Below are 19,717 nucleotides of genomic sequence, written 5' to 3'. Positions count from 1 at the left end.
ATTCCGACTAAACTAGCAGAACTAGATCAGAAAGGTATCCTGTTTTGTATTGGGCATCACGCGGCAGGATATAAGATCCTAAGACTAAGGGTATTTTTATAAAACAGAGTACTAAAATCTCGATCACGCAATAAACCGATGACCTATGATAAGAGCTATCCAGAATCGCTACTATATATATAAGGTGTCTTTCGCTTTCCTTACTTATATAGCCCTGGTAATACCGCTATATAGTCAAGACAAACCGAATATCATCGTGATCTATACCGATGATCAAGGCTATGCAGATCTGGGAGTCCAGGGACTGGTGGACGATATCAAAACACCACATATCGATCAGCTGGCAGGAAGAGGGGTGAGAATGACCTCTGGCTATGTGACTGCCCCACAGTGTATTCCCTCCCGTTCGGGCTTGCTGTCGGGAGTGTACCAGCAGCGATATGGGCTGGATCATAATGGAACCATCCCCATGCCTTTGGATCAGGAACTGCTTCCTCAGATGATGCAAAAAGCAGGATATATCACGGGTATGACCGGAAAATGGCACTTGGAGCCCAATCACCAGCAAATCACCTGGATCGAAGAAAACTTACCCCAACTCAAAGATAAAGAGGTGCAGCCCAGTGATATATCCTTGGAGGAAAAGATGCCCTATTACCCATCTTCGAGGGGCTTTGATGAGTATTTTTATGGCCCTATGAATCGCTATTGGATCAATTATGATTTGCAAGGAAATAAGGTGGAGCCGCAATGGAAAGAAGAAGAAGGATATCGACTCGACTTACAAACTGAGGCTACCACGGCCTTTATCAAACGTAATAAAGACCAAGCTTTCTTCTATTACCTTTCGTATTTTGCCCCACATGTACCGCTGGAAGCTACCGAAAAATACCTGAAGAGATTTCCTGGAGATATGCCTGAGCGTAGAAGGTATTGTCTAGCCATGATGTCTGCAATCGATGATGGCGTGGGGCAGATCAAAGAGACGCTAGAGGAGCTGGGTTTATTAGAGAATACCCTCATATTTTTTATCAGCGATAACGGAGCACCCCTGAAAATCGATAAAAAAGATATTCCCATTTCCTTCAAAGGAGGCGCTTGGGACGGATCCTTGAATGGACCCCTGGTGGGCGAAAAGGGAATGATCACCGAAGGAGGAATTCGTGTCCCCTATATCATATCCTGGCCAAAAGTGCTGCCTAAAGGCAAGGTTTATCACCGTCCTGTTATTAGCCTTGATGTGGCCGCCACCGCCTTGGCAGTGGCAGGCCTGGATCCTAATCCTAATTTAGATGGTGTAAACCTAATCCCCTTTCTTAAGGAATCCTTACGGACTGATCCCCATGAAAACTTATACTGGAGATTTTGGAATCAAACCGCAATCCGTTCCGGGGACTTCAAGTACTTGGTGGCGGGCAATAAAGAATACCTCTTCGATCTGAGTGAGAGTCCTGTAGAAGACGAAAATATCATAAGTCAATATCCTCAACTCGCCGCGGTCATGCGCAAAAAGCTGGAACGATGGACAGATGAACTGAAAAACCCCGGCATATCTCAATTATCTCTTACCTCTGCCGAGGAGGCCTGGTATGAATTTTACCTACCCAAAACCATAAAATAAGCTGTAAAACATTATGCAACCAAGACCAATAAAATACCTTATTATAAACTTTCTTCTCCTCATTGGACCCCTTGCTCAGGGGCAATCCTTACAGGAAAATCTATACGCTTTTGATTTTGGTATGGACGCCCTAACGATAGATCAAAGCGTGGAACTTTTCTCTGATCTAGGATTAAAAGGCTTTACCTTTGCCGCCAAAACAGAGGGACAGAGAAACAAATACCTGGAATACCAAAATAGTGAAGCATTCAAAAATGGCGAAATGGCCATCCCTGTAGTGTATTTTCCCTATAATTTTAGCAATGCATCAGAAGATGACTTATGGAAAAAGACCTTGGCACTTCCAGAGCTTAAAGCATTATGGGTGATCATTCTGGATACTGACGCTACCACCGCAGGAACCACTGATTTATTAACAAAGATGAGCCAGGAAGCCCAAACTCTTGGCAAGGATATCGTCATTTACCCCCATGACAATACCTTTATCGAGTCTGTGGAAGATGCTATTCCCTATATCAAGGCCATTCAGGCACCTAACCTATACCTCAGCATGCATTCATGCCATGAGCTTAGGGCTGGAAATGGAGATCGAATGCTGGAGGTTGCTATAAAAGCAAAACCTTATTTGAAGTTCGTCTCCATCGCCGGAGCGGATATTACCCTTAACCCAAATACGGATGCAAACTGGACGGATGCCATCAAACCGCTGGATCAGGGCGACTATGATATTAGCAAATTCCTCATCGCCTTAAATAAAATCGAGTATCAGGGGGAGATATTTCTGCATACGTTTGGCATACGGGAAGGCGCAAAAGACCATATTGGTCGTTCAGTGGAAGCTTTTGAGGAAGAGGTTAAGATCATTAACGCACCCATTTCCAGTATCTCCGAGGCGCTGGATGCTCCCGAAAGTGCCTATTATGATGAGGGATCCGAGGCCTGGTATATTTCTAACCTTGGTGGTGGAAAAGTCACCTTAGAAAAAGATCAATATGGCTGGATTACTAAATTGGATAAGCAGGGGGAGCTGGTCGAGGCTCGATGGGTACAAGGGCTGGATGCCCCCACAGGCATGTCCTCCTGGAAGGGCCACCTGTATGTGGGAGATCGAGGCGTTTTGGTGGATATTGACCTAAAGTCAGGAGAGGTCATCCAGAAAATCAAACTTCCCGGTTCAGAGTTTATAAATGATGTTGCCATTTCGTCCGAAGGACAAATCTATATCTCAGACACCTTTACTAATAGAATCTATAAAGTAAGCCCTGCTGGTGAAGTGGAGATATGGCTAGAAAGCGAAAAACTGGAATTTCCCAATGGTCTTTTGATATCAGAAGATGAGCTGATAGTGGCCACCTGGGGTCCTATGACAAATCTGGCTACTTTCGAAACAAGCAAAAAAGGAAGCCTATTAAAGATTAACCTTAAGGATAAGTCTATAAAGCCCGTGGGCATAGGAGCTCCAATCGCCAACTTAGATGGCGTGCTACTGTATGATGGACATTATTATGCCACCGACTGGACAGGAGGTAAACTCCTGAAAATCGATGCAAAGGGCAATGTAGAAGAAATTGTTACTGGCTTTAATCAATTTGCGGATTTAGGAATTAACCCACAATCAGGAGAAATCATGATTCCAGAAATGAGCAAAAACCGCGTCATAAAAGTAAATATCAAGGCCATTAAAGACTAAAAGTTAGGTCAAATAGATTTTCACAGGGAATCTATAATCAACTTTCCCGCCTTAGATAGGCTTATAAGTAGGATCTTCTTGAGAAAAAAATATAAAGGGAAAAGATAAATCAAGACTAAAAAAAACTCAGATGATACGAATCAATACACTTAAAAAAGTTTTTCACCTGGTCCTGATATTGGTCATGACTTCAGGGGAACTATTAGCTCAAGAAATGGCTAAAACCAAAGTGTCTATCAAGGATGGGCAGTTTTATATCAATGATACATTGACCTATGAAGGGAGGTATTGGGAAGGCAACAAAATAGAGGGCCTGCTGATGAACTCAAGAATGGTCCAGGGTATCTTTGATGATCAAAACCCTAATACAGTGGGCGAGTTTGTATATCCCGACACCCAAAAATGGGATGCAGATAGGAATACGGATGAATTTGTTGCTGCAATGCCGGAATGGCGAGCCCATGGCTTGCTGGCCTTTTCCCTCAACCTCCAAGGAGGCAGCCCTGTGGGGTACAGTGGTCACAATTGTCGTAATTCAGCTTTTGACGCACAGGGAGAATTGGTCCCGGCATATATAGATCGTCTGGAACGGCTGCTGAATAAAGCCGACGACCTGGGCATGGTCGTCATCTTCGGATATTTTTACTTTGGGCAGGACCAATACCTCAAGGATGAAAATGCAGTGCTGAATGCCACCGACAATATCACAGAATGGATACTGGACAAAGGATATAAAAACCTGCTTATAGAGATCAATAATGAATGCAATGGCCCTTATGATCATCCGATACTGACCCAAAAGAGAATACAGGAATTGATCGTAAGAGTTCGCGAAAAAAGCAAGGGATCCTTATTAGTAAGTACCAGCTATGGTGGTAAGCTTATACCCTCAGCCGAGGTGGTAGAAGTGTCGGACTTTATTTTGCTTCATGGAAATGGCGTGAGTAAGCCGACTGGCATCACCGATATGGTTATCAAAACTAAAAACCTTCCCAGCTACAGAGGCCAGCCAATACTGTTTAATGAAGACGACCACTTTAACTACGACGATGAAAATTACAATTTTAAAGCGGCTATAAAATCCTATGCTTCCTGGGGATATTTTGATTTCAGAATGCAAGGTGAAGGATTCACAGAGGGTTATCAAAGTGTTCCTATCGACTGGGGAATAAGCTCTGCTCGTAAAAAAGCCTTCTTTTCCAAATTAAAAGAGATTACAGGCCAGTAGATAATCCTATATCATGTTGACTCCCAAAAGGATCTGAAAATATCCTATAGCTGCTTGTGTAATTTTATAAAAAAAATAAAGCTATCGAACTGGATAAGGGAAAGTAACTCTTAATGCCTCCGGAATATTATTTAGTAATTAACCAGGATTCAATTTAGGGGAGAATATATCCCTTTGGCAAGGTCAATAAAGAAAGGGATCAGGAACTGCCTGAGTAGTAAAGATTAACGAATCGATATCATGCGACATATTATAATTTCTATAAGCTTACTCATTGGCCTTTTCTCATGGGGATGTTCACGAATTTCTACCGTAGAGAAGGCCGGTCTCGGGGAGCACAGCAAAATTATAAACTTAAAGGTGGAAGGTTTTGCCAATTGGGTAGTCACTGATGAAGCAAAGCCCAGATTATCCTGGCAGGCTCCTAAGGATATCCCCGGCAAACCGCTTATCGGCTACGAGCTAATGGCCTCTGACCAAGAGTCAAAGCTCATTCAAAACCAAGGAAATCTCCTTCCTGTCACTCTAAGGCCCATTGGCAAAGGAGCATGGATGATTTTCGATGCCTCATCCTTAGCTTCACGCTCCTCCGTCTGGTGGAAAGTACGCAGTGTCTATGAAGATAAAGAAAGGGGAGTGTGGAGTGATAATTTTCATTTTGAGGTCGGCCTAAAACATGATAGTGACTGGACGGCGGAGTGGATAGGAATGACCAGTAGTCAAAGGGAAAAGTCAGCGCCATGGTTACGCCGGAGCTTTGAGATCAGCAAGGAGATCTCCAAAGCGAGACTATATGTTTGCGGTTTGGGACTGCATGAGAGCTGGCTCAATGGCCAGAAAATAGGGGAGGAGGTCTTACAGCCAGCGCAGACGGATTACAATATACGAAGTTTCTATATCGCGCATGACCTCAGCCAGCAGCTTCGGCAGGGGCTCAATACCTTGGGATTTTGGCTTGGAGATGGCTTTTATAATCAGGATAGAGTTTGGGGGCCCAATGGCCTGAGCTATGGCCAGCCCAAGGTCATTGCCCAACTGGAAATCGAATATAAAGATGGCAGCACAGAGCTCATCGGGACCGATGAATCATGGCAGACTAAACAAAGCGCTATCAAGGCCTCCAATATCTACGCTGGAGAAAGCTATGATGCCAGACTTTATACTGCGGACTGGGCTAAGGTTAACACTGCTCCAACAGGTTGGCAAGCCGCAAATAAATTACCTCCCGCCGGTGGAAAGCTGGTGGCTCAGCAATTGCCTCCAAGCATCCGCACTGGTCGAGTTCCTGTAAAGGATGTCCGTCAATTACATGCAAATACCTGGATACTTGACTTTGGGCAGAACCTCGTGGGCTGGGCAAAGATGAAGGTAAATGCTTCTCCGGGAACCAGGATTACCATTCGCTATGCAGAAGATAAACTGCCCTCGGGCGAACTGAATTATGCCACCAGTGGAGTAAAGGCCACCAAAGTGATCCAGACCGATGAATATATCTGCAAGGGAAATGGGGAGGAAATTTGGGAGCCAAGATTCAGTTACCATGGTTTCCGATATGCTGAGGTGAGCGTCGAAGATGGAGCGTTAAAGGAAAAATCTCCTGGTAGGGACTTCCTGGAGGGAATAGTTATCCATACTGATATGGCCATTACGGGACATTTCAGTTCTTCGGATTCCTTGATAAATAAGCTCTTTGATATGGCCCATTGGACCCAAGTGGGCAGCGTGCTAGGGGTACCGGTGGACTGTCCCGTACGGGAGAGATGCGGATGGACAGGAGATGCTCACCTGACCGTGCCTTATACCATGTTTCGATTTGATGCCGCAAGTATGTGGCGCAAATATACAGAGGACATCGCCAGCACGGCTTTGATCAGCTCGAGAATGCTATGTTTTGGAGATGAATTTGGAGAGCGCAGCGTCCAGCTCAAGGAAAGTGGAATACCCACGATGGTGGCACCCGGCAAGCGATTTATCGGTGAAGGTTCTCCGGATTGGGGCAGCGCCATCGCCTTTATCCCATGGGACATATATTTGCACACGGGCGACCTACGGCCGCTGGAAAAACACTATTCTTCCATTATACAATGGACTAGACATCTACAGGGAATCTCCACCAATGACCTGGTATATTCGGGAATGGGAGATTGGGTAAAGCCTATCATCGACAATCCTGAAGGAAAAACTGATAGAGAAATATATGGGGCCATATCTCCTATGCTTTCCACTGCCTGCTATTACCGCAGTGCGCGGATCACTGCAGAGGTGGCCAGGCTTCTGGGGAAGCAAGAGGATTATGAATATTTTGACCAACTGTCAAGGGAGATTCGAAAGGCATTCACAGAGGCATTCTATGGAGATAGCCCCGAATATACACCTGATCAGACTGTCAATGCTATAGCGATAGATTGGAATGTATTGGCTCCTGATCGGCATAAGGAAGTGGCGGCCAATCTAAACCGACAGGTAAAAGATGCTGGATATCACTTTGAGACAGGCGTGTTTGGCATGCCCTCATTATGGCGGGTACTAGGGAAGTACGGTTATTACCAAACTGCCTGGAAAGTCCTAAATCAAACAGATGCCCCAAGCTTCAATTATCTGATCCAAAGAGGAGCTACCACCTTTTGGGAGGTATGGCCCACTGAGCAGGATGAAGATATACCCTATATACAGTCCATGAGCCATCCTTTTCAGGGAGCCTTCGTCAGGTGGTTTTATGAAGGGCTTGCCGGAGTCCAGCCCGATGCGGAATTCCCCGGCTATGAGTTGATTCATTTTCAGCCCCAAATAATTGATGAGCTTGAATGGGTTACCTGCCGATTTGCTTCACCAATGGGAGAAATCGAAAGTTCATGGAAACAGGAAAATTCGCTGCTGTCCTGGACCGTAGAAGTACCTGCCGGAGCCACAGGCAAGCTAAGAGTTCCAGGGCGGCTAATTGAAATTACTAAGATGCAAGAAGTAATCAAGGTGGAGAAACAGGAAATTACCGATGGTCAAGGGTATGCTGAACTCATTCAATTGCCCGCAGGGAAATACCAGCTAAAATCAAAACTCGATAATTAGAACCTGAAGGGTGCTGGAAGATTTGCTCCTGTGTCCTAAAGTAAAACTCCATAACCTTTGACCATTAAAAGATAATTCAAGGGCGATTCTCTTCATCTATTTAATCTCACCTCCCTAATTATGGAGGTGATAGCCTTTTCCGGAGGACATACTCTATAAGGAATAGGGTTTGACCTAAGGTCAGATAGAGGCAGAGTAGGTAAAAAATGAAGCATATAACAAATAAAATGAGACACTTATGATAAATAAATTTATACTAGGCTGCATAGTTTTGGGGGGACTCAGCTATCAGACTTATGCCCAAAAGCCCAATATAATTGTGATCTATACGGATGATCACGGCTATGCTGACATCAATGCCCAAGGTGTATTGACGGATCTAAAGACGCCAAATATTGATGAACTTGCGCTCAACGGTGCGCGGATGACGGATGGTTATTCTACGGCTCCCCAGTGTGTCCCCTCCAGAGGTGGATTGCTAAGTGGCCAGTACCAAAATAAATTTGGTTTGGAGTCCAATGGAGATTATAAGACTGGTGGGCTTAATGGATTTAATAGTAGCCTGACGATAGCGGAGAGACTAAAGCCCGCGGGCTATGCAACGGGCATGGCTGGAAAATGGCATTTGGGAGAAGGGTCTGAAATTACAGACCATGGGTTCGACTGGGTATTTTATAAGAATAGCAATCGGCCTGGGCTTTCAAACTTCCGAATGGATGGCACAGAAAAAGACTTAGGACCAGAAAATACGAATGCTTATCACCTGGACGCCTGTAGCGATGCTGCGGTTACCTTTATTAATAAGTTTAAGGAGCAGCCATTTTTCTTTTATCTGGCCTACAGAGCACCTCATGTACCATTGGATGCACCCCAGCACTATCTGGACCGCTTTCCTGGGGAGATGCCAGAAAGAAGGAGGCAGGCTCTGGCCATGCTGTCTGCGGTGGATGATGGAGTCGGAAAAATTATGCAAACCTTAAGAGACCTCAAAATTGAAGAAAACACGCTGATATTTATCATTGGTGATAATGGTGCACCACTGAAAATCCACAAACTGGATGCACCCGGAGGAGGCCCAGGCTGGGATGGTTCGCTCAATACGCCCATGAATGGGGAAAAGGGAATGCTAACTGAGGGAGGCATTAGAGTACCATTTGTGGCTTATTGGAAGGGGAGGATCACAGGTGGTCAGGTGTATGCTCAGCCCGTGATTACGCTGGATGTGGCTGCCACAGCGGTGGCGATTGCTGGCCTACCGAAAGCGGAGGAGCTGGACGGAGTAAACCTTATTCCCTTCCTGAATGGTCAAAGTCATGGAGCGCCCCATGAGACATTATTTTGGCGCTGGGTGGGACAGTCTGCCATACGTACTGGTAAGTGGAAATACCTAAGGGGTGAATCGAGAGAATACCTTTTTGATCTGGAGGCAGATGTAGAAGAGTCCACAAATCTCCTATCTCAATACCCCACCAGAGCCCAAGAATTGCGAAAGCAACTCGATCAATGGGAAGCAAGTCTGATGGAGCCAGCAAATGGTGATGAGATGAGCTCCAATGGTCAGAAATACTTTGATTGGTATCTGGATGGGAAGCGTGAGGCTCAGGAATAGCGCCTTCGGCAAAAATAATCACTTTGCCGAAGGCCAATAAATACAATCAAAGTCTATATATATTCTCTCTATAAGTCTCCTCAGGACATCCCTGAGAAGCTCTCGGAATCGCTATGCCCTTAATATGAGAAAGCGTAAATTTTATCAAATATAAACACCCAATAAGCCATGAAAAAAAACCTTATAAACCATTTGAAATACCTGGTTATCTTTGGTTTGGCCACTCTTATCGTACCTAAGGAAGTGATCGCCAGCACGATCATCCTGACGAGTGACCAGCAGCTGGAGGACCTGACCGATCCAGATAAGAAAATAGATGTTTCCACAGGATTTACCAAGCGCTATGCTAGTCTTCGTGAGGTATGTGAAGCGGCACAGCGTAAGGGCGATCATACCTTAACGATCGCCTTTGATGAGTTTTTTCGTCAATATAGAAATCAGGAAATCACAGAGCGAAAGCTCACCCCTGATATGGACGAGTATGTAGATAAAATTAAAATCATTGCCGATTTTGCTAAAGACTATGGACTGAGCATGGGACTTAGCCTGCTGAGTCCACTGGAATTAGGGCCTTCTTTCAAAAACAAAACTGGTAAAAACGGCACATGGCTGCACTATAAGGTGGGCTTAAGAAATCCAGAGACCGGGGAGTTTCATGTATCTCTTTGGCAGCAACGTATTTGGTCTAATAATAAGGGTAATTTTGCTATTAAACTTAAGTCATACAAGGCTTATGCATTCAAGGAAAAGGCAATCAGGAATACACCTTATATTGCCGTGAATCGTGAGCAAATACTTCCTCTAGAGGATATCAGGATCGATATATGGGAGCCAGAAGCTAATGATAATAAGGACAAGGAAATGGATACCGACCTATGGAGTAATCCCTCCAAGCCCAGTCCTAACCGTGCCAATCGGGTGAGCATCTATTCTGAGGAAACTCATGAGATGGAGGGCTATGATAAGGTCCTGGTATTACTCGAATATGAAGTTCCTGAAATGGAGTATTTCAGCAGTGAGGCATTACCTTTTCTAAAGGACTTACTAAAAAAATATGCCGACGAGGGGATTAAAATCAACCATTTCTATTCCGATGAAATGCATATCCAGCAGGATTGGAAATACTTTCAACATCATGACAACGGTCAATTTGCCCTGCGCTATTATGCACCCACTCTAGGAGAAGTATATAAGGAAAAATTTGGACAACCATTTGAAGAGAAGGACATTTTATACTTTGCTTATGGCCCTAATATTACGAGCAATAATGCCACCGCCTCTGAGAATATACAGTATGTATTTGGCGAGACTGCCGAAGATATCCAGCGCAGTATCCTGTTTCGGGATCGGTATTATAAGTTACTAAATAGCCATATTGTGGATCTATTTTCTAAAGCCAAGAAATACGCCAGTGATCTATTTAATATTGATGATTTTGGTACTAGCGGTCATTCATCATGGGCAGAAAGCCCCACTGTGGACCTGTGGAATACCGAAGACCTAGATCGACATGCGTATAAGTATGAATACACTTCTAATTTTATTTGGGGAAACACCGTTCAGCAGGCTGCTGCAGCCTGTTATGATTATTTTAATTGGGGAGATTACTTGGAGCCTACCCGGAATGATTTTGCGGAACTGGGATGGAATGACCGCAATTACTATGGAGCAGCTATGTCGGCTAGTTTGGGCGTGTTGAATAAGAATCCCGCGTCTTATCCAGCATTCTGGGGAATGCCAGATGAAGTAAGGGAACGAAAAGGAGCTATCAATGATGCCTATGGTGGGCAGACCAAGTCCCGATCCATGCAGTTTATCACGGGCAAAGTCCACCGTGATGTGGATGTTTTAATTCTTTATCCTATGAATTTGGTGGCAGCAGAAGAGCGGTTTGGCAGCTGGATGGTACAGTATGGCTATGCCAATTTTATCACTGCCGAGAAACTGCTGGAACTAGGCACTATCAACGAAAATGGTAAACTTCAGGTCAAGGACAGGGAATATAGCAGTCTGGTGACCCTTTATGAGCCATTGCCACAAGCAGGGGTATTAGACCTGATGGCTGACCTGGTCGATGCTTCCGGGAAAGTGTTTTGGTTTGGACCGCCTCCATTAATCAATGGAGATGGAGAAGCTTGTTTGGAGAAATGGGAGAAGCTATTTGGCTTAAATTACCAGCCTTCATTATACCAAGGGCAGCTTGCAGTGGGTATGAAAATTGACTTTGCTGGCCACTTGTCGGATATTCCTTCCCAGCTGATCCTTACGGATTTTATTGTAGATAGAATTTATCCGGTAGAAGCAGCCCAGGGGACCGCGCCTTTAGCTTATTGCGACACGGATTTATTGGTAGGCACAGGGAATGACAATGCTTATTACTTCGGATTCCGACCTAGAGATGACCAATCTGCTAGTTTAGGCTACGAAACCCGCAGCCTATTTGAGATTTTGGATGGGCTGGGCGCCTATCCCTCCACGGGGACTTTTGTAGGTGTAAATGACAATACCGAACACCTCTCCCGAACCAGCGACTACCTAAGCACCCGTTTTCCAAATGGAACCACCGTGATCGTCAGGCATTATAAAAATCACCGGGAAACCTGGTCTGGGGGCTTCTCCAGAAATAAGTCTGAGGACCAAAGAGACCTTGAGCTTAACCCTATGCCGCCAGTTGAGATAGATTTGGTGGACTATAAGGTGAATGGCCATAAGCTGACCTATAATGGCCGCTTGACGATGGCCTTTAGAATGAACGCAGACCAGAAGCTGGAGGCCTTTGAAGGGGAATCCTGCAATAGTATCCAAATTGATGGGGTAAAGTACCAGTTTTCTGATCAGAAATTGGAAAAAATAGCCTTCGTTCCCTCTCCTGAAAGTCCTAATGAAACGCTGATCATGGTAAAAGGAAAAGGAGAGGTGAGTATTCCACTATCAAGCAATAGAAAAAGTTCCAACATTCACTTGTCCGACCCTCAAGGGAATGGTATTTATTATAAAACTAATAAGGGATCAATCAGATTCAATATTGACCCAAGCCTAAGCGGAAAATGGTTGACCTTGAAAAACTAAGGTACTCCCAAGCTAAGGCAGCTGGAGAAGTAATATAGATATATAATAATTATTACCAAATAAAAGGGTAGTGGGTAAAAAGTCCTATCGGAATTAGCTAGGCTAAATCGGTTAGGACTTTTTATTTTGACATATAACTAAAAGGTTTATTGCCTCAAGAAATGACTGGCAAAGGAGCTTTTATAAAGCATAGCTATCAGGAAACCATTTAAGCATGAAAGCATAAATATCAGAAATCTACACCCATTCCCCATTCCGCTCCGGTAACCAGGCCTAAATAGGGCTTCACCACTCCCAAAGGTGCTTATCGTTTTAGGGAGACTTGATAAACTTTTGGTCCCCTCAAAATCCTTCGGATCATAAGGTCAGTAGTGAACTGGAAAACAGCCTAGCGGGTGGAAACTTTTTAATTATTTTATAATTTATCGGGAGAATGAGGCTTCTTATAAGACTTTCATTTAAATTGACTTTACCCTATACAAATCACTATAAATAGTCCTAAAAAATAGGCAATCTAAAGATTAGCGCTTTTTGATCTGCATTAATTACAAATGCCTATTCCTAAAGTACTATCTCGATTGTTCTATACTCTTTGCCTAAAAAGAGGTGTTTATACTCTAAGATAACGAATTAGGACTCCTAAAAAGGGGGGGAACTTAGCTGCCTCAAAATCATTTTTAAGCAGAATAATTTAATTATACATTTGACCTAAAAGCGGAAGGGAGGACGGTATAATTAATAATAAAAACAGTAACTTCTAGTCTGGTAAAAGATTCGGAGGGAGTCTTTTAATTTGAGTGAGCATAATGAAAAAGGAACATGAACTTATAGAGGGTCTGAAGAGGGGAGATAGGCAAGCACTTGCTGGCATCTATGACTGCTATTATCAGGACCTGTATTTTTACCTCTTGAAATTCTATTCTCAGGAGGACCTGGTCCAAAATGCTATTCATGATCTATTTGTGGACCTATGGGAGGCAAGAAAAACCTTGGGAGAGATTCAGTCTCTCAAGGCCTACTTGCTGGTTTCATCAAGGAGGAAGCTCTTTAGAATGCTCCCCAAAAACCATTCTTTAAGTGCCCATCTCATTTCTAATGATGTGGAGCCACCCGAAATCCCCTTTGACTATTCCCACGAGGATTTTTTAATTGATCAAGAACTCGATGAGGACCGAAGGCATAAAATAATCGAGGCGATCAATCAGCTCTCTCCCAGGCAAAAAGAGGCGATCTACCTCAGATATTATGAGAAGTTGTCCGTCAATGAGATCTCCGAAGTCCAGGGTATCCATTATCAATCGGTCCTAAATAACCTCCAACGAGCCTACGAGGTGATGAGAAACAACCCACTGATAATGACCTTATTAAAACTGGTCTTTGTGGGGCTGATTCTATATTGAAAGGGCATCAAAAAAACTTTTTTTACATTTTTCAAAAATTCATGAGTAGCTAAACCATGAAAACTGCTCTCTATATAAAAGGGACATCAATTTTAAGAAGGACTTATTAATAAGACCCTGTGGCCATTCATCCTATGAAGAAATCAAAATCCATATTTACCGACCAAAAAGGCGATCAAGGTCTCTGGAAGTCAATAAAATTTGTAGAAAGAAGATTACCTGAAGCGATTGTGGAAAGTGAAAAGCTTCGCCTAATGGATAGGATACCGCAGGAAGAGGAGCCGCCAGTAATCCCTATTCGAAGCCGAAAGAAAAGTCCTTGGATCAGCTAAGCGGCGGCGTCTATAGTCCTCTTATTGAGCCTTGGGACTTTCTTAGTATTGAAGGAGGAAAGTTATGAAACGGCCTATGGCCAGCTCCTGCAGCTGGAACTACCCGACGGCAGTTCGGTAACCTTAAATGGTAATTCGTCCATCAGCTATTCGCCGATGGTATGGAAGCTATTTGACTCAAGAAAGTTAAAACTCACAGGGGAAGTGTTTTTTGATGTGGCAAAGAAGGAGAAAGAGGGGCAAAGTGTCAAGTTTCAGGTGCTAACTAGAAACTTAACTATAGAAGTACTAGGCACCCGTTTTAATGTGATCGATAGGGCTGGGAAGGAATCCGTCGTCTTGGAAGAAGGTATCGTTCAGCTATTCCTTCCGCAAGCAGAAAAGCCACTAGAGATGCTGCCTGGAGACTATATTTCTTATAACAGCCGCATTAGCGCAATGCTCAGAATGAAGGTGCAGCCAGAAGAATACACTTCATGGAAGGACAAATACATCGTGCTAAACAATAAAACACTGGGGGAACTCGCGCAGATTATTACCTCCGTATATGGGAAGAAGGTCATATTCCAAAATCCAGGTGACAAGGAAATTCCTCTGGAGGGGAAGGTACCCTCTGATGAAATCAAAATTCTAATTACAGCCCTTCACCTAGTGACCAAGCTTGATATAAAGCTCAAAGATGATATTGTGACGATCAGCAATTCGCAGGAAGAATTAACTAATTAACCCAATTCTAATCAAAATAACCCACTCATGAGAAAAATGTATTACTCAATGACCTTACTGATAGGATTATTGGTAATGGGGAATGGAGTGAATGGCTTTGGCCAATCCCTTCTTTCCTATAACCAAGATGATCCCACAGATCAGCAGCCCAATGAGACGAGAAAGGCGATGCCCTTCAAGTCGGCCATGGAGAAATTTGGCGCCCATTATGGAATTTCATTCCTATATAGGACGGACCTTTTAGATGGTAAGATGGTAGAGCTTCCCCCTCTTTCTGGTCAAATGGAGGAGGGACTACGAGCGCTTTTGGGACCTCTGGAAGCCGATTTTAAAGAGCTTAGGGATAAGTATATTGTTATTTATTCTAAAAGCCAGCAAGTCGAATATTTTCCTGTCAAGCAGGAGCCCCAGAAAGCCTATTCCATAAAAATGGATAAAAAAATCTCCGGAAAGGTGACCGAAGCCAATGGGGAGAGCCTGCCTGGAGCCACCATTATAGTGAAAGGAACCTCTATTGGGATTTCCACGGATTTGGATGGTTTCTATCAACTCACGATACCTGATGAAATCGATAATCCAGTGCTAGTGGTTTCATTCATAGGTTTCGACCCACAAGAGATACAGGTGGGCAATCAGACAGAGATCAATATAGTGCTCACCGACAACCTCTCTTCCCTGAATGAAGTGGTGGTAATCGGCTATGGAGCGGTAAAGAAGAGCGACCTTACCGGCGCAGTATCTTCTGTGAAAGCAGACGAGATTCAGCAAACCCCCATCACCTCTATTGACCAGGGACTGGTGGGGCGTGCATCTGGTGTGATGGTCACCCAAACCTCCGGTATGCCTGGCGCCGTAGCTTCGATTAGGATACGGGGATCTAGCTCTCTTCAAGGCGGAAATGAGCCCCTATATGTCATCGATGGCTTTCCTGTGTATAGTGGATCTGGATATGGAGAGACTGGCGGAAATGCTCAGGTAAGTGGACTATCGACCATCAACCCTGCCGATATAGAATCCATAGAAATTCTCAAAGATGCCTCAGCCACGGCGATTTACGGTGCTCGAGCAGCGAATGGAGTGGTGCTAATCACCACCAAAAGTGGTAAAGAAGGGAGAGATCAGATTTCCTTTGATGCATATTATGGGGTACAGTCTGTGGTCAAGAATATTGAGGTGATGAATGCCTACGATTATGCCAATCTGGTGAATGAAGCCTATACCAATGATGGCCTAAGTCCTGTGTATGATAGCAATAAGCTGGCTGACCTGAAGTCAAATCCTCAGGGTACTGACTGGCAGGATGAGCTATTCCGATCTGCCCCGATACAGAATTATCAATTATCCTTTTCTGGTGGGGACAAGAAGACCAATTATTCCATCTCTGGTAATTATTTCAATCAGGAAGGAGTCATTATCAATTCGGGCTTCAAAAGGTATTCTGGTAGAGTAAATCTATCCAGAAATATCAATACCAAATTCAAGGTAGGTACTAACTTAAATCTAAGTCAAACCAACTCAAATGCAGTGCCTACCGATGCAGGCGGAGCTGGAGGCGTGGTCACGGGGGCAATGAAGTTTAATCCTATTCTACCAGTTTATACCAATGAGGAATTAGGTGAATATACGCAGGTAAACAGTCCCGGAATCATCTACGCCAATCCTATAGCCTCCGCAAAGGAGCAGGTAAGGGTAAGCAAAATGCTCCGCGTACTAGGTAATATATATGGAGAATGGGAATTTGTTCCCAACCTGACCGCCAAGGTATCCTTTGGAACGGATTTGGTAAATACTAAATTTGACACCTTTATCCCCTCCAATATTTTTGAATCCGGTGGAGTGGCGCTAGCCCGTATTAATGGTGGATATACCACTAACTGGCTGAATGAAAACACCCTGAACTGGAATAAAAAGATCGATGATCAGCAATCACTTTCTGTGCTGGCCGGGATTACCTTTCAGAAGAATTTTTATGAGGCAGTTGGAGCTTCTTCACAGGTTTTTGTGAATAACGTGCTGAAGGAAAATTCATTAGGCTCAGGTTCTACCTATAACCAGCCCTCGTCTGCAAAAACCGAATGGAGCTTGGTATCTTATCTGGGAAGGGTCAATTATAACTTAAAAGAAAAGTATCTATTCTCCTTCAATGGAAGAATAGATGGTTCCTCCAGGTTTGGTGATAATAATAAATACGCTTTTTTCCCCTCTGGCGCTGTCGCATGGCGAGCGATTGAAGAGGACTTCATCAAGGATATGAATGCATTTTCTAACTTGAAGGCGAGACTAAGCTACGGAATCACAGGAAATCAGGAGATCGGATTATATAATTCCCTGCCCACACTGTCCAATACTACTTACACTATAGGAGGCGCATTGGTAACTGGATTTTATCCCAATTCCATCCCAAATCCTAATTTGCAATGGGAAAAAACCTCCCAATTTGATATAGGCTTGGACTTCGGTTTCTTTGAAGAAAGGCTGCGCTTCACCACGGATTATTACTTTAAGAAGACAACCGATCTGATCTATGATGTGGCAGTTCCTTATGTATCAGGTTTTGCTTCTTCCCTTCAGAATATCGGAAGTGTACAAAACCAAGGGGTAGAACTGATGGTTGAGGCGGATATAATCTCCAATGTGAATTTTCATTGGACCTCTTCCTTCAATATTTCCTTCAACAAAAATAAGGTAATAGAACTCGGAGGCGAAGACTATAAGGATGTAGGGTCTGATGATGGTCACCTCAAAACGGGATCGGTGCATCGCTTGATAGTAGGGCAGCCCATAGGTCTATTTTATGGCTATGCTGCGGATGGAATCATTCAAAGTTCCGAAGAGCTATCGGCAGGGCCGGTGGGGCCTACCAACTGGGTAGGAGGCAGAAGATACCTGGACATCAGCGGGCCAAATGGCGTGCCCGATGGATTGGTAAATGCCACGTATGATAGAACCATCGTGGGTGACCCAAACCCTGATTTCTTTGGGGGCTTCACCAATACCTTTTCCTATAAGGGATTTGAGGTAAACGTCTTTACGCAATTTTCCTATGGAGGAGATATCTTTAATTATAATGAAATGGAGCTGCTGCTGCCTTCTGGGGGACAAAATGTGTACACAAAATTATTGGATAGATGGACACCGACGAATCCCAGCAGCATCTATCCAAAAGCCACCACCAACAGGTCCTCGGTCTTCAGTGATGTATTTATCCAGGATGGCTCTTATCTCAAAGTCAAGACGCTGACCTTTGGCTACACCTTCCCTAAGATGGAATCGAAAGTATTGAGTGGCTTGAAATTATATATTACCAGGCAGAACCTCTTCACTTTTACCAACTATACGGGCTATGATCCTGAGGTAAGTTATAGAGGAGCCACCAACCTGCAGTTGGGTGAGGACTTCGGCGGATATCCGCAGTCGAGGACATTTATGGTAGGTGCAAAAGTGAATATTCAATAATGAACAGACTGATCATGAAAAATATAAATTATATCCTAATAGTTTTTATCACCCTGAGTCTGTCTTCCTGCATGGATGAATTCTTAAAAGAATCGCCCGAAGACCGATTTGTCATCAATAATTTCTATAGCAGCCAGTCCGATGCGGAAGCCGCTGTGGCCGCTGTGTATGAGAAATTATATAATCTGTATGAAAGGAATATGTTCATTCTAAATGAACTACCAGCAGATACCGAGAAAAATGGCCTGGGAATGCCCAATCAGTACCTCCAAAACCTGGAGTTCCTGAGGCATACTTCAGAAAATCAATTTACTCGGGAGATGTGGTTACAGTGTTATTCTGGTATTGCTAGGGCTAATACAGCCATAATCAATATCCCATCTATAGAAATGGATGATCAAATTAAGGCGCGCTTAATTGGCGAGGCCAAATTCCTCAGGGCCTTGTATTATTTTAATCTGGTGAGGTTTTATGGCGATGTACCTATGATACTGAAGTTAGAATCAGTAAAAGATGCCCTTGGAGGCAGAGTACCCGCAGCAGAGGTGTACGCCCAGATCATAACCGATCTTAGCGATGCAGAAGCTAGCCTGCCCGCAGTATATAGCAGCAATAATATCGGAAGAGTAACCAAAGGAGCCGCAAAAATTTTGCTTGGCAAGGTTTATCTCACCCAGCAGGAGTTTTCGAAATCAGCGGAGAAGCTGGCAGAGGTGATAAATAATGAGGCAGAATACGGCTATGGCCTACACGAGAATTTTAGGGACAATTGGAATCCAGCCACTGAAACCGGGAAGGAAATGGTGCTAAGTGTTGAATTTATGGATCCTCCAGGAAATGGGAATGGGGCAATGGTGCTTCAAGGTCCGAAATATTCCTTGCCGGGTGGATTTGCGGTACTTGGCCTGGTAAACTCCAATGAAGCTGATATCCCAACACGCGACCTATATGACAGGTACACCGAGGATGATGAAAGGAAGGCGGGAACCTTCAGGACAGACTTCGTAAGCCTTATCGATGGGTCCATCCATACTTCTACTATTCCTATCTATACCAAGTATTGGGAGGAAAATGAGCCAAATCCCAATAATAGCGATGCAAATATGCATGTGATCAGGTATGCTGATGCTCTATTGATGTATGCCGAAGCCCTAAATGAAATAGGGCAATCGGAACCTGCCGCAATGCAGCTAAATCGAATAATGGAAAGAGCCTATAACTCTTCCACGCATAATGTATCTGGAATGCCTGCTGATGAGCTGCGCGAGCTGATCTATGAAGAGCGTAATAAGGAGCTGGCGATGGAAGGCCATCGATGGTTTGACTTGGTGCGCACAGGACGATTTATTCAGCGGATGAAAGACCATGCCGCGTATGAAGCGAGTGTGGCGGAAACTAATAAGGTGGAAATAGCCCAAAATATCAAAGACTATATGGTGCTGATGCCTATTCCTCAACGTGAAATTGACCTAAATCCCGCTTTAACCCAAAATCCAGGGTATTAAGTGACTTCTTTATTA

The 19,717-nt window shown here is 44.0% G+C and carries 11 protein-coding genes; all 11 read left to right on the top strand.

Translation table 11 applies throughout. The features are described from left to right. The first annotated feature begins 145 nt into the window (after positions 1 to 145). The 11 genes from B050_RS0111690 (at position 146) to B050_RS0111640 (ending at position 19,702) form a co-directional block, all read left to right on the top strand. Positions 146 to 1,621, top strand: a complete 1,476-nt coding sequence (locus B050_RS0111690) for a sulfatase family protein (protein WP_018474104.1) — start codon at positions 146 to 148, stop codon at positions 1,619 to 1,621. 13 nt (positions 1,622 to 1,634) lie between these two features. Further along, positions 1,635 to 3,311: a TIM barrel protein gene (locus B050_RS0111685; protein WP_018474103.1), complete on the top strand. Its 1,677-nt coding sequence runs from the start codon at positions 1,635 to 1,637 to the stop codon at positions 3,309 to 3,311. A gap of 130 nt (positions 3,312 to 3,441) precedes the next feature. Continuing rightward, positions 3,442 to 4,539, top strand: a complete 1,098-nt coding sequence (locus B050_RS0111680) for a hypothetical protein (RefSeq protein WP_018474102.1) — start codon at positions 3,442 to 3,444, stop codon at positions 4,537 to 4,539. Positions 4,540 to 4,779: 240 nt separating this feature from the next. Continuing rightward, entirely contained in the window at positions 4,780 to 7,605 is a 2,826-nt protein-coding gene (locus B050_RS0111675) for a family 78 glycoside hydrolase catalytic domain (protein WP_018474101.1), read from the top strand. 238 nt (positions 7,606 to 7,843) lie between these two features. Next, the gene (locus tag B050_RS0111670; protein ID WP_018474100.1) at positions 7,844 to 9,214 is read left to right on the top strand and encodes a sulfatase family protein; all 1,371 of its coding nucleotides are present in this window, start codon (positions 7,844 to 7,846) and stop codon (positions 9,212 to 9,214) included. 168 nt (positions 9,215 to 9,382) lie between these two features. Then, complete coding sequence (locus B050_RS0111665; protein WP_018474099.1) at positions 9,383 to 12,283, top strand: hypothetical protein; 2,901 nt, start codon at positions 9,383 to 9,385, stop codon at positions 12,281 to 12,283. A gap of 806 nt (positions 12,284 to 13,089) precedes the next feature. After that, entirely contained in the window at positions 13,090 to 13,683 is a 594-nt protein-coding gene (locus B050_RS0111660) for an RNA polymerase sigma factor (RefSeq protein ID WP_018474098.1), read from the top strand. A gap of 134 nt (positions 13,684 to 13,817) precedes the next feature. Next, entirely contained in the window at positions 13,818 to 14,015 is a 198-nt protein-coding gene (locus B050_RS0111655; RefSeq protein WP_018474097.1) for a hypothetical protein, read from the top strand. Between the two features lie 24 nt (positions 14,016 to 14,039). Further along, positions 14,040 to 14,741 carry a FecR family protein gene (locus B050_RS0111650; RefSeq protein ID WP_018474096.1) on the top strand — a complete coding sequence of 234 codons (702 nt, stop codon included), beginning with the start codon at positions 14,040 to 14,042 and terminating at the stop codon, positions 14,739 to 14,741. Between the two features lie 48 nt (positions 14,742 to 14,789). After that, positions 14,790 to 18,197: a SusC/RagA family TonB-linked outer membrane protein gene (locus tag B050_RS0111645; RefSeq protein WP_018474095.1), complete on the top strand. Its 3,408-nt coding sequence runs from the start codon at positions 14,790 to 14,792 to the stop codon at positions 18,195 to 18,197. A 14-nt stretch (positions 18,198 to 18,211) separates the two neighbouring features. Continuing rightward, positions 18,212 to 19,702: a RagB/SusD family nutrient uptake outer membrane protein gene (locus B050_RS0111640; protein ID WP_157492753.1), complete on the top strand. Its 1,491-nt coding sequence runs from the start codon at positions 18,212 to 18,214 to the stop codon at positions 19,700 to 19,702. The last annotated feature ends 15 nt before the right edge of the window (positions 19,703 to 19,717 follow it).

Source organism: Echinicola pacifica DSM 19836 (assembly GCF_000373245.1).
In the GTDB taxonomy this organism is placed as follows: Bacteria; Bacteroidota; Bacteroidia; order Cytophagales; family Cyclobacteriaceae; genus Echinicola; species Echinicola pacifica.
The sequence above is the reverse complement of the archived record's forward strand: the minus strand, read 5'-3'. Positions and strand labels throughout refer to the sequence as shown.

Coding starts and splice junctions, on each gene's coding strand:
- B050_RS0111690 (WP_018474104.1), top strand. CDS start 146: ATGATAAGAGCTATCCAGAATCGCTACTATATATATAAGGTGTCTTTC.
- B050_RS0111685 (WP_018474103.1), top strand. CDS start 1,635: ATGCAACCAAGACCAATAAAATACCTTATTATAAACTTTCTTCTCCTC.
- B050_RS0111680 (WP_018474102.1), top strand. CDS start 3,442: ATGATACGAATCAATACACTTAAAAAAGTTTTTCACCTGGTCCTGATA.
- B050_RS0111675 (WP_018474101.1), top strand. CDS start 4,780: ATGCGACATATTATAATTTCTATAAGCTTACTCATTGGCCTTTTCTCA.
- B050_RS0111670 (WP_018474100.1), top strand. CDS start 7,844: ATGATAAATAAATTTATACTAGGCTGCATAGTTTTGGGGGGACTCAGC.
- B050_RS0111665 (WP_018474099.1), top strand. CDS start 9,383: ATGAAAAAAAACCTTATAAACCATTTGAAATACCTGGTTATCTTTGGT.
- B050_RS0111660 (WP_018474098.1), top strand. CDS start 13,090: ATGAAAAAGGAACATGAACTTATAGAGGGTCTGAAGAGGGGAGATAGG.
- B050_RS0111655 (WP_018474097.1), top strand. CDS start 13,818: ATGAAGAAATCAAAATCCATATTTACCGACCAAAAAGGCGATCAAGGT.
- B050_RS0111645 (WP_018474095.1), top strand. CDS start 14,790: ATGACCTTACTGATAGGATTATTGGTAATGGGGAATGGAGTGAATGGC.
- B050_RS0111640 (WP_157492753.1), top strand. CDS start 18,212: ATGAAAAATATAAATTATATCCTAATAGTTTTTATCACCCTGAGTCTG.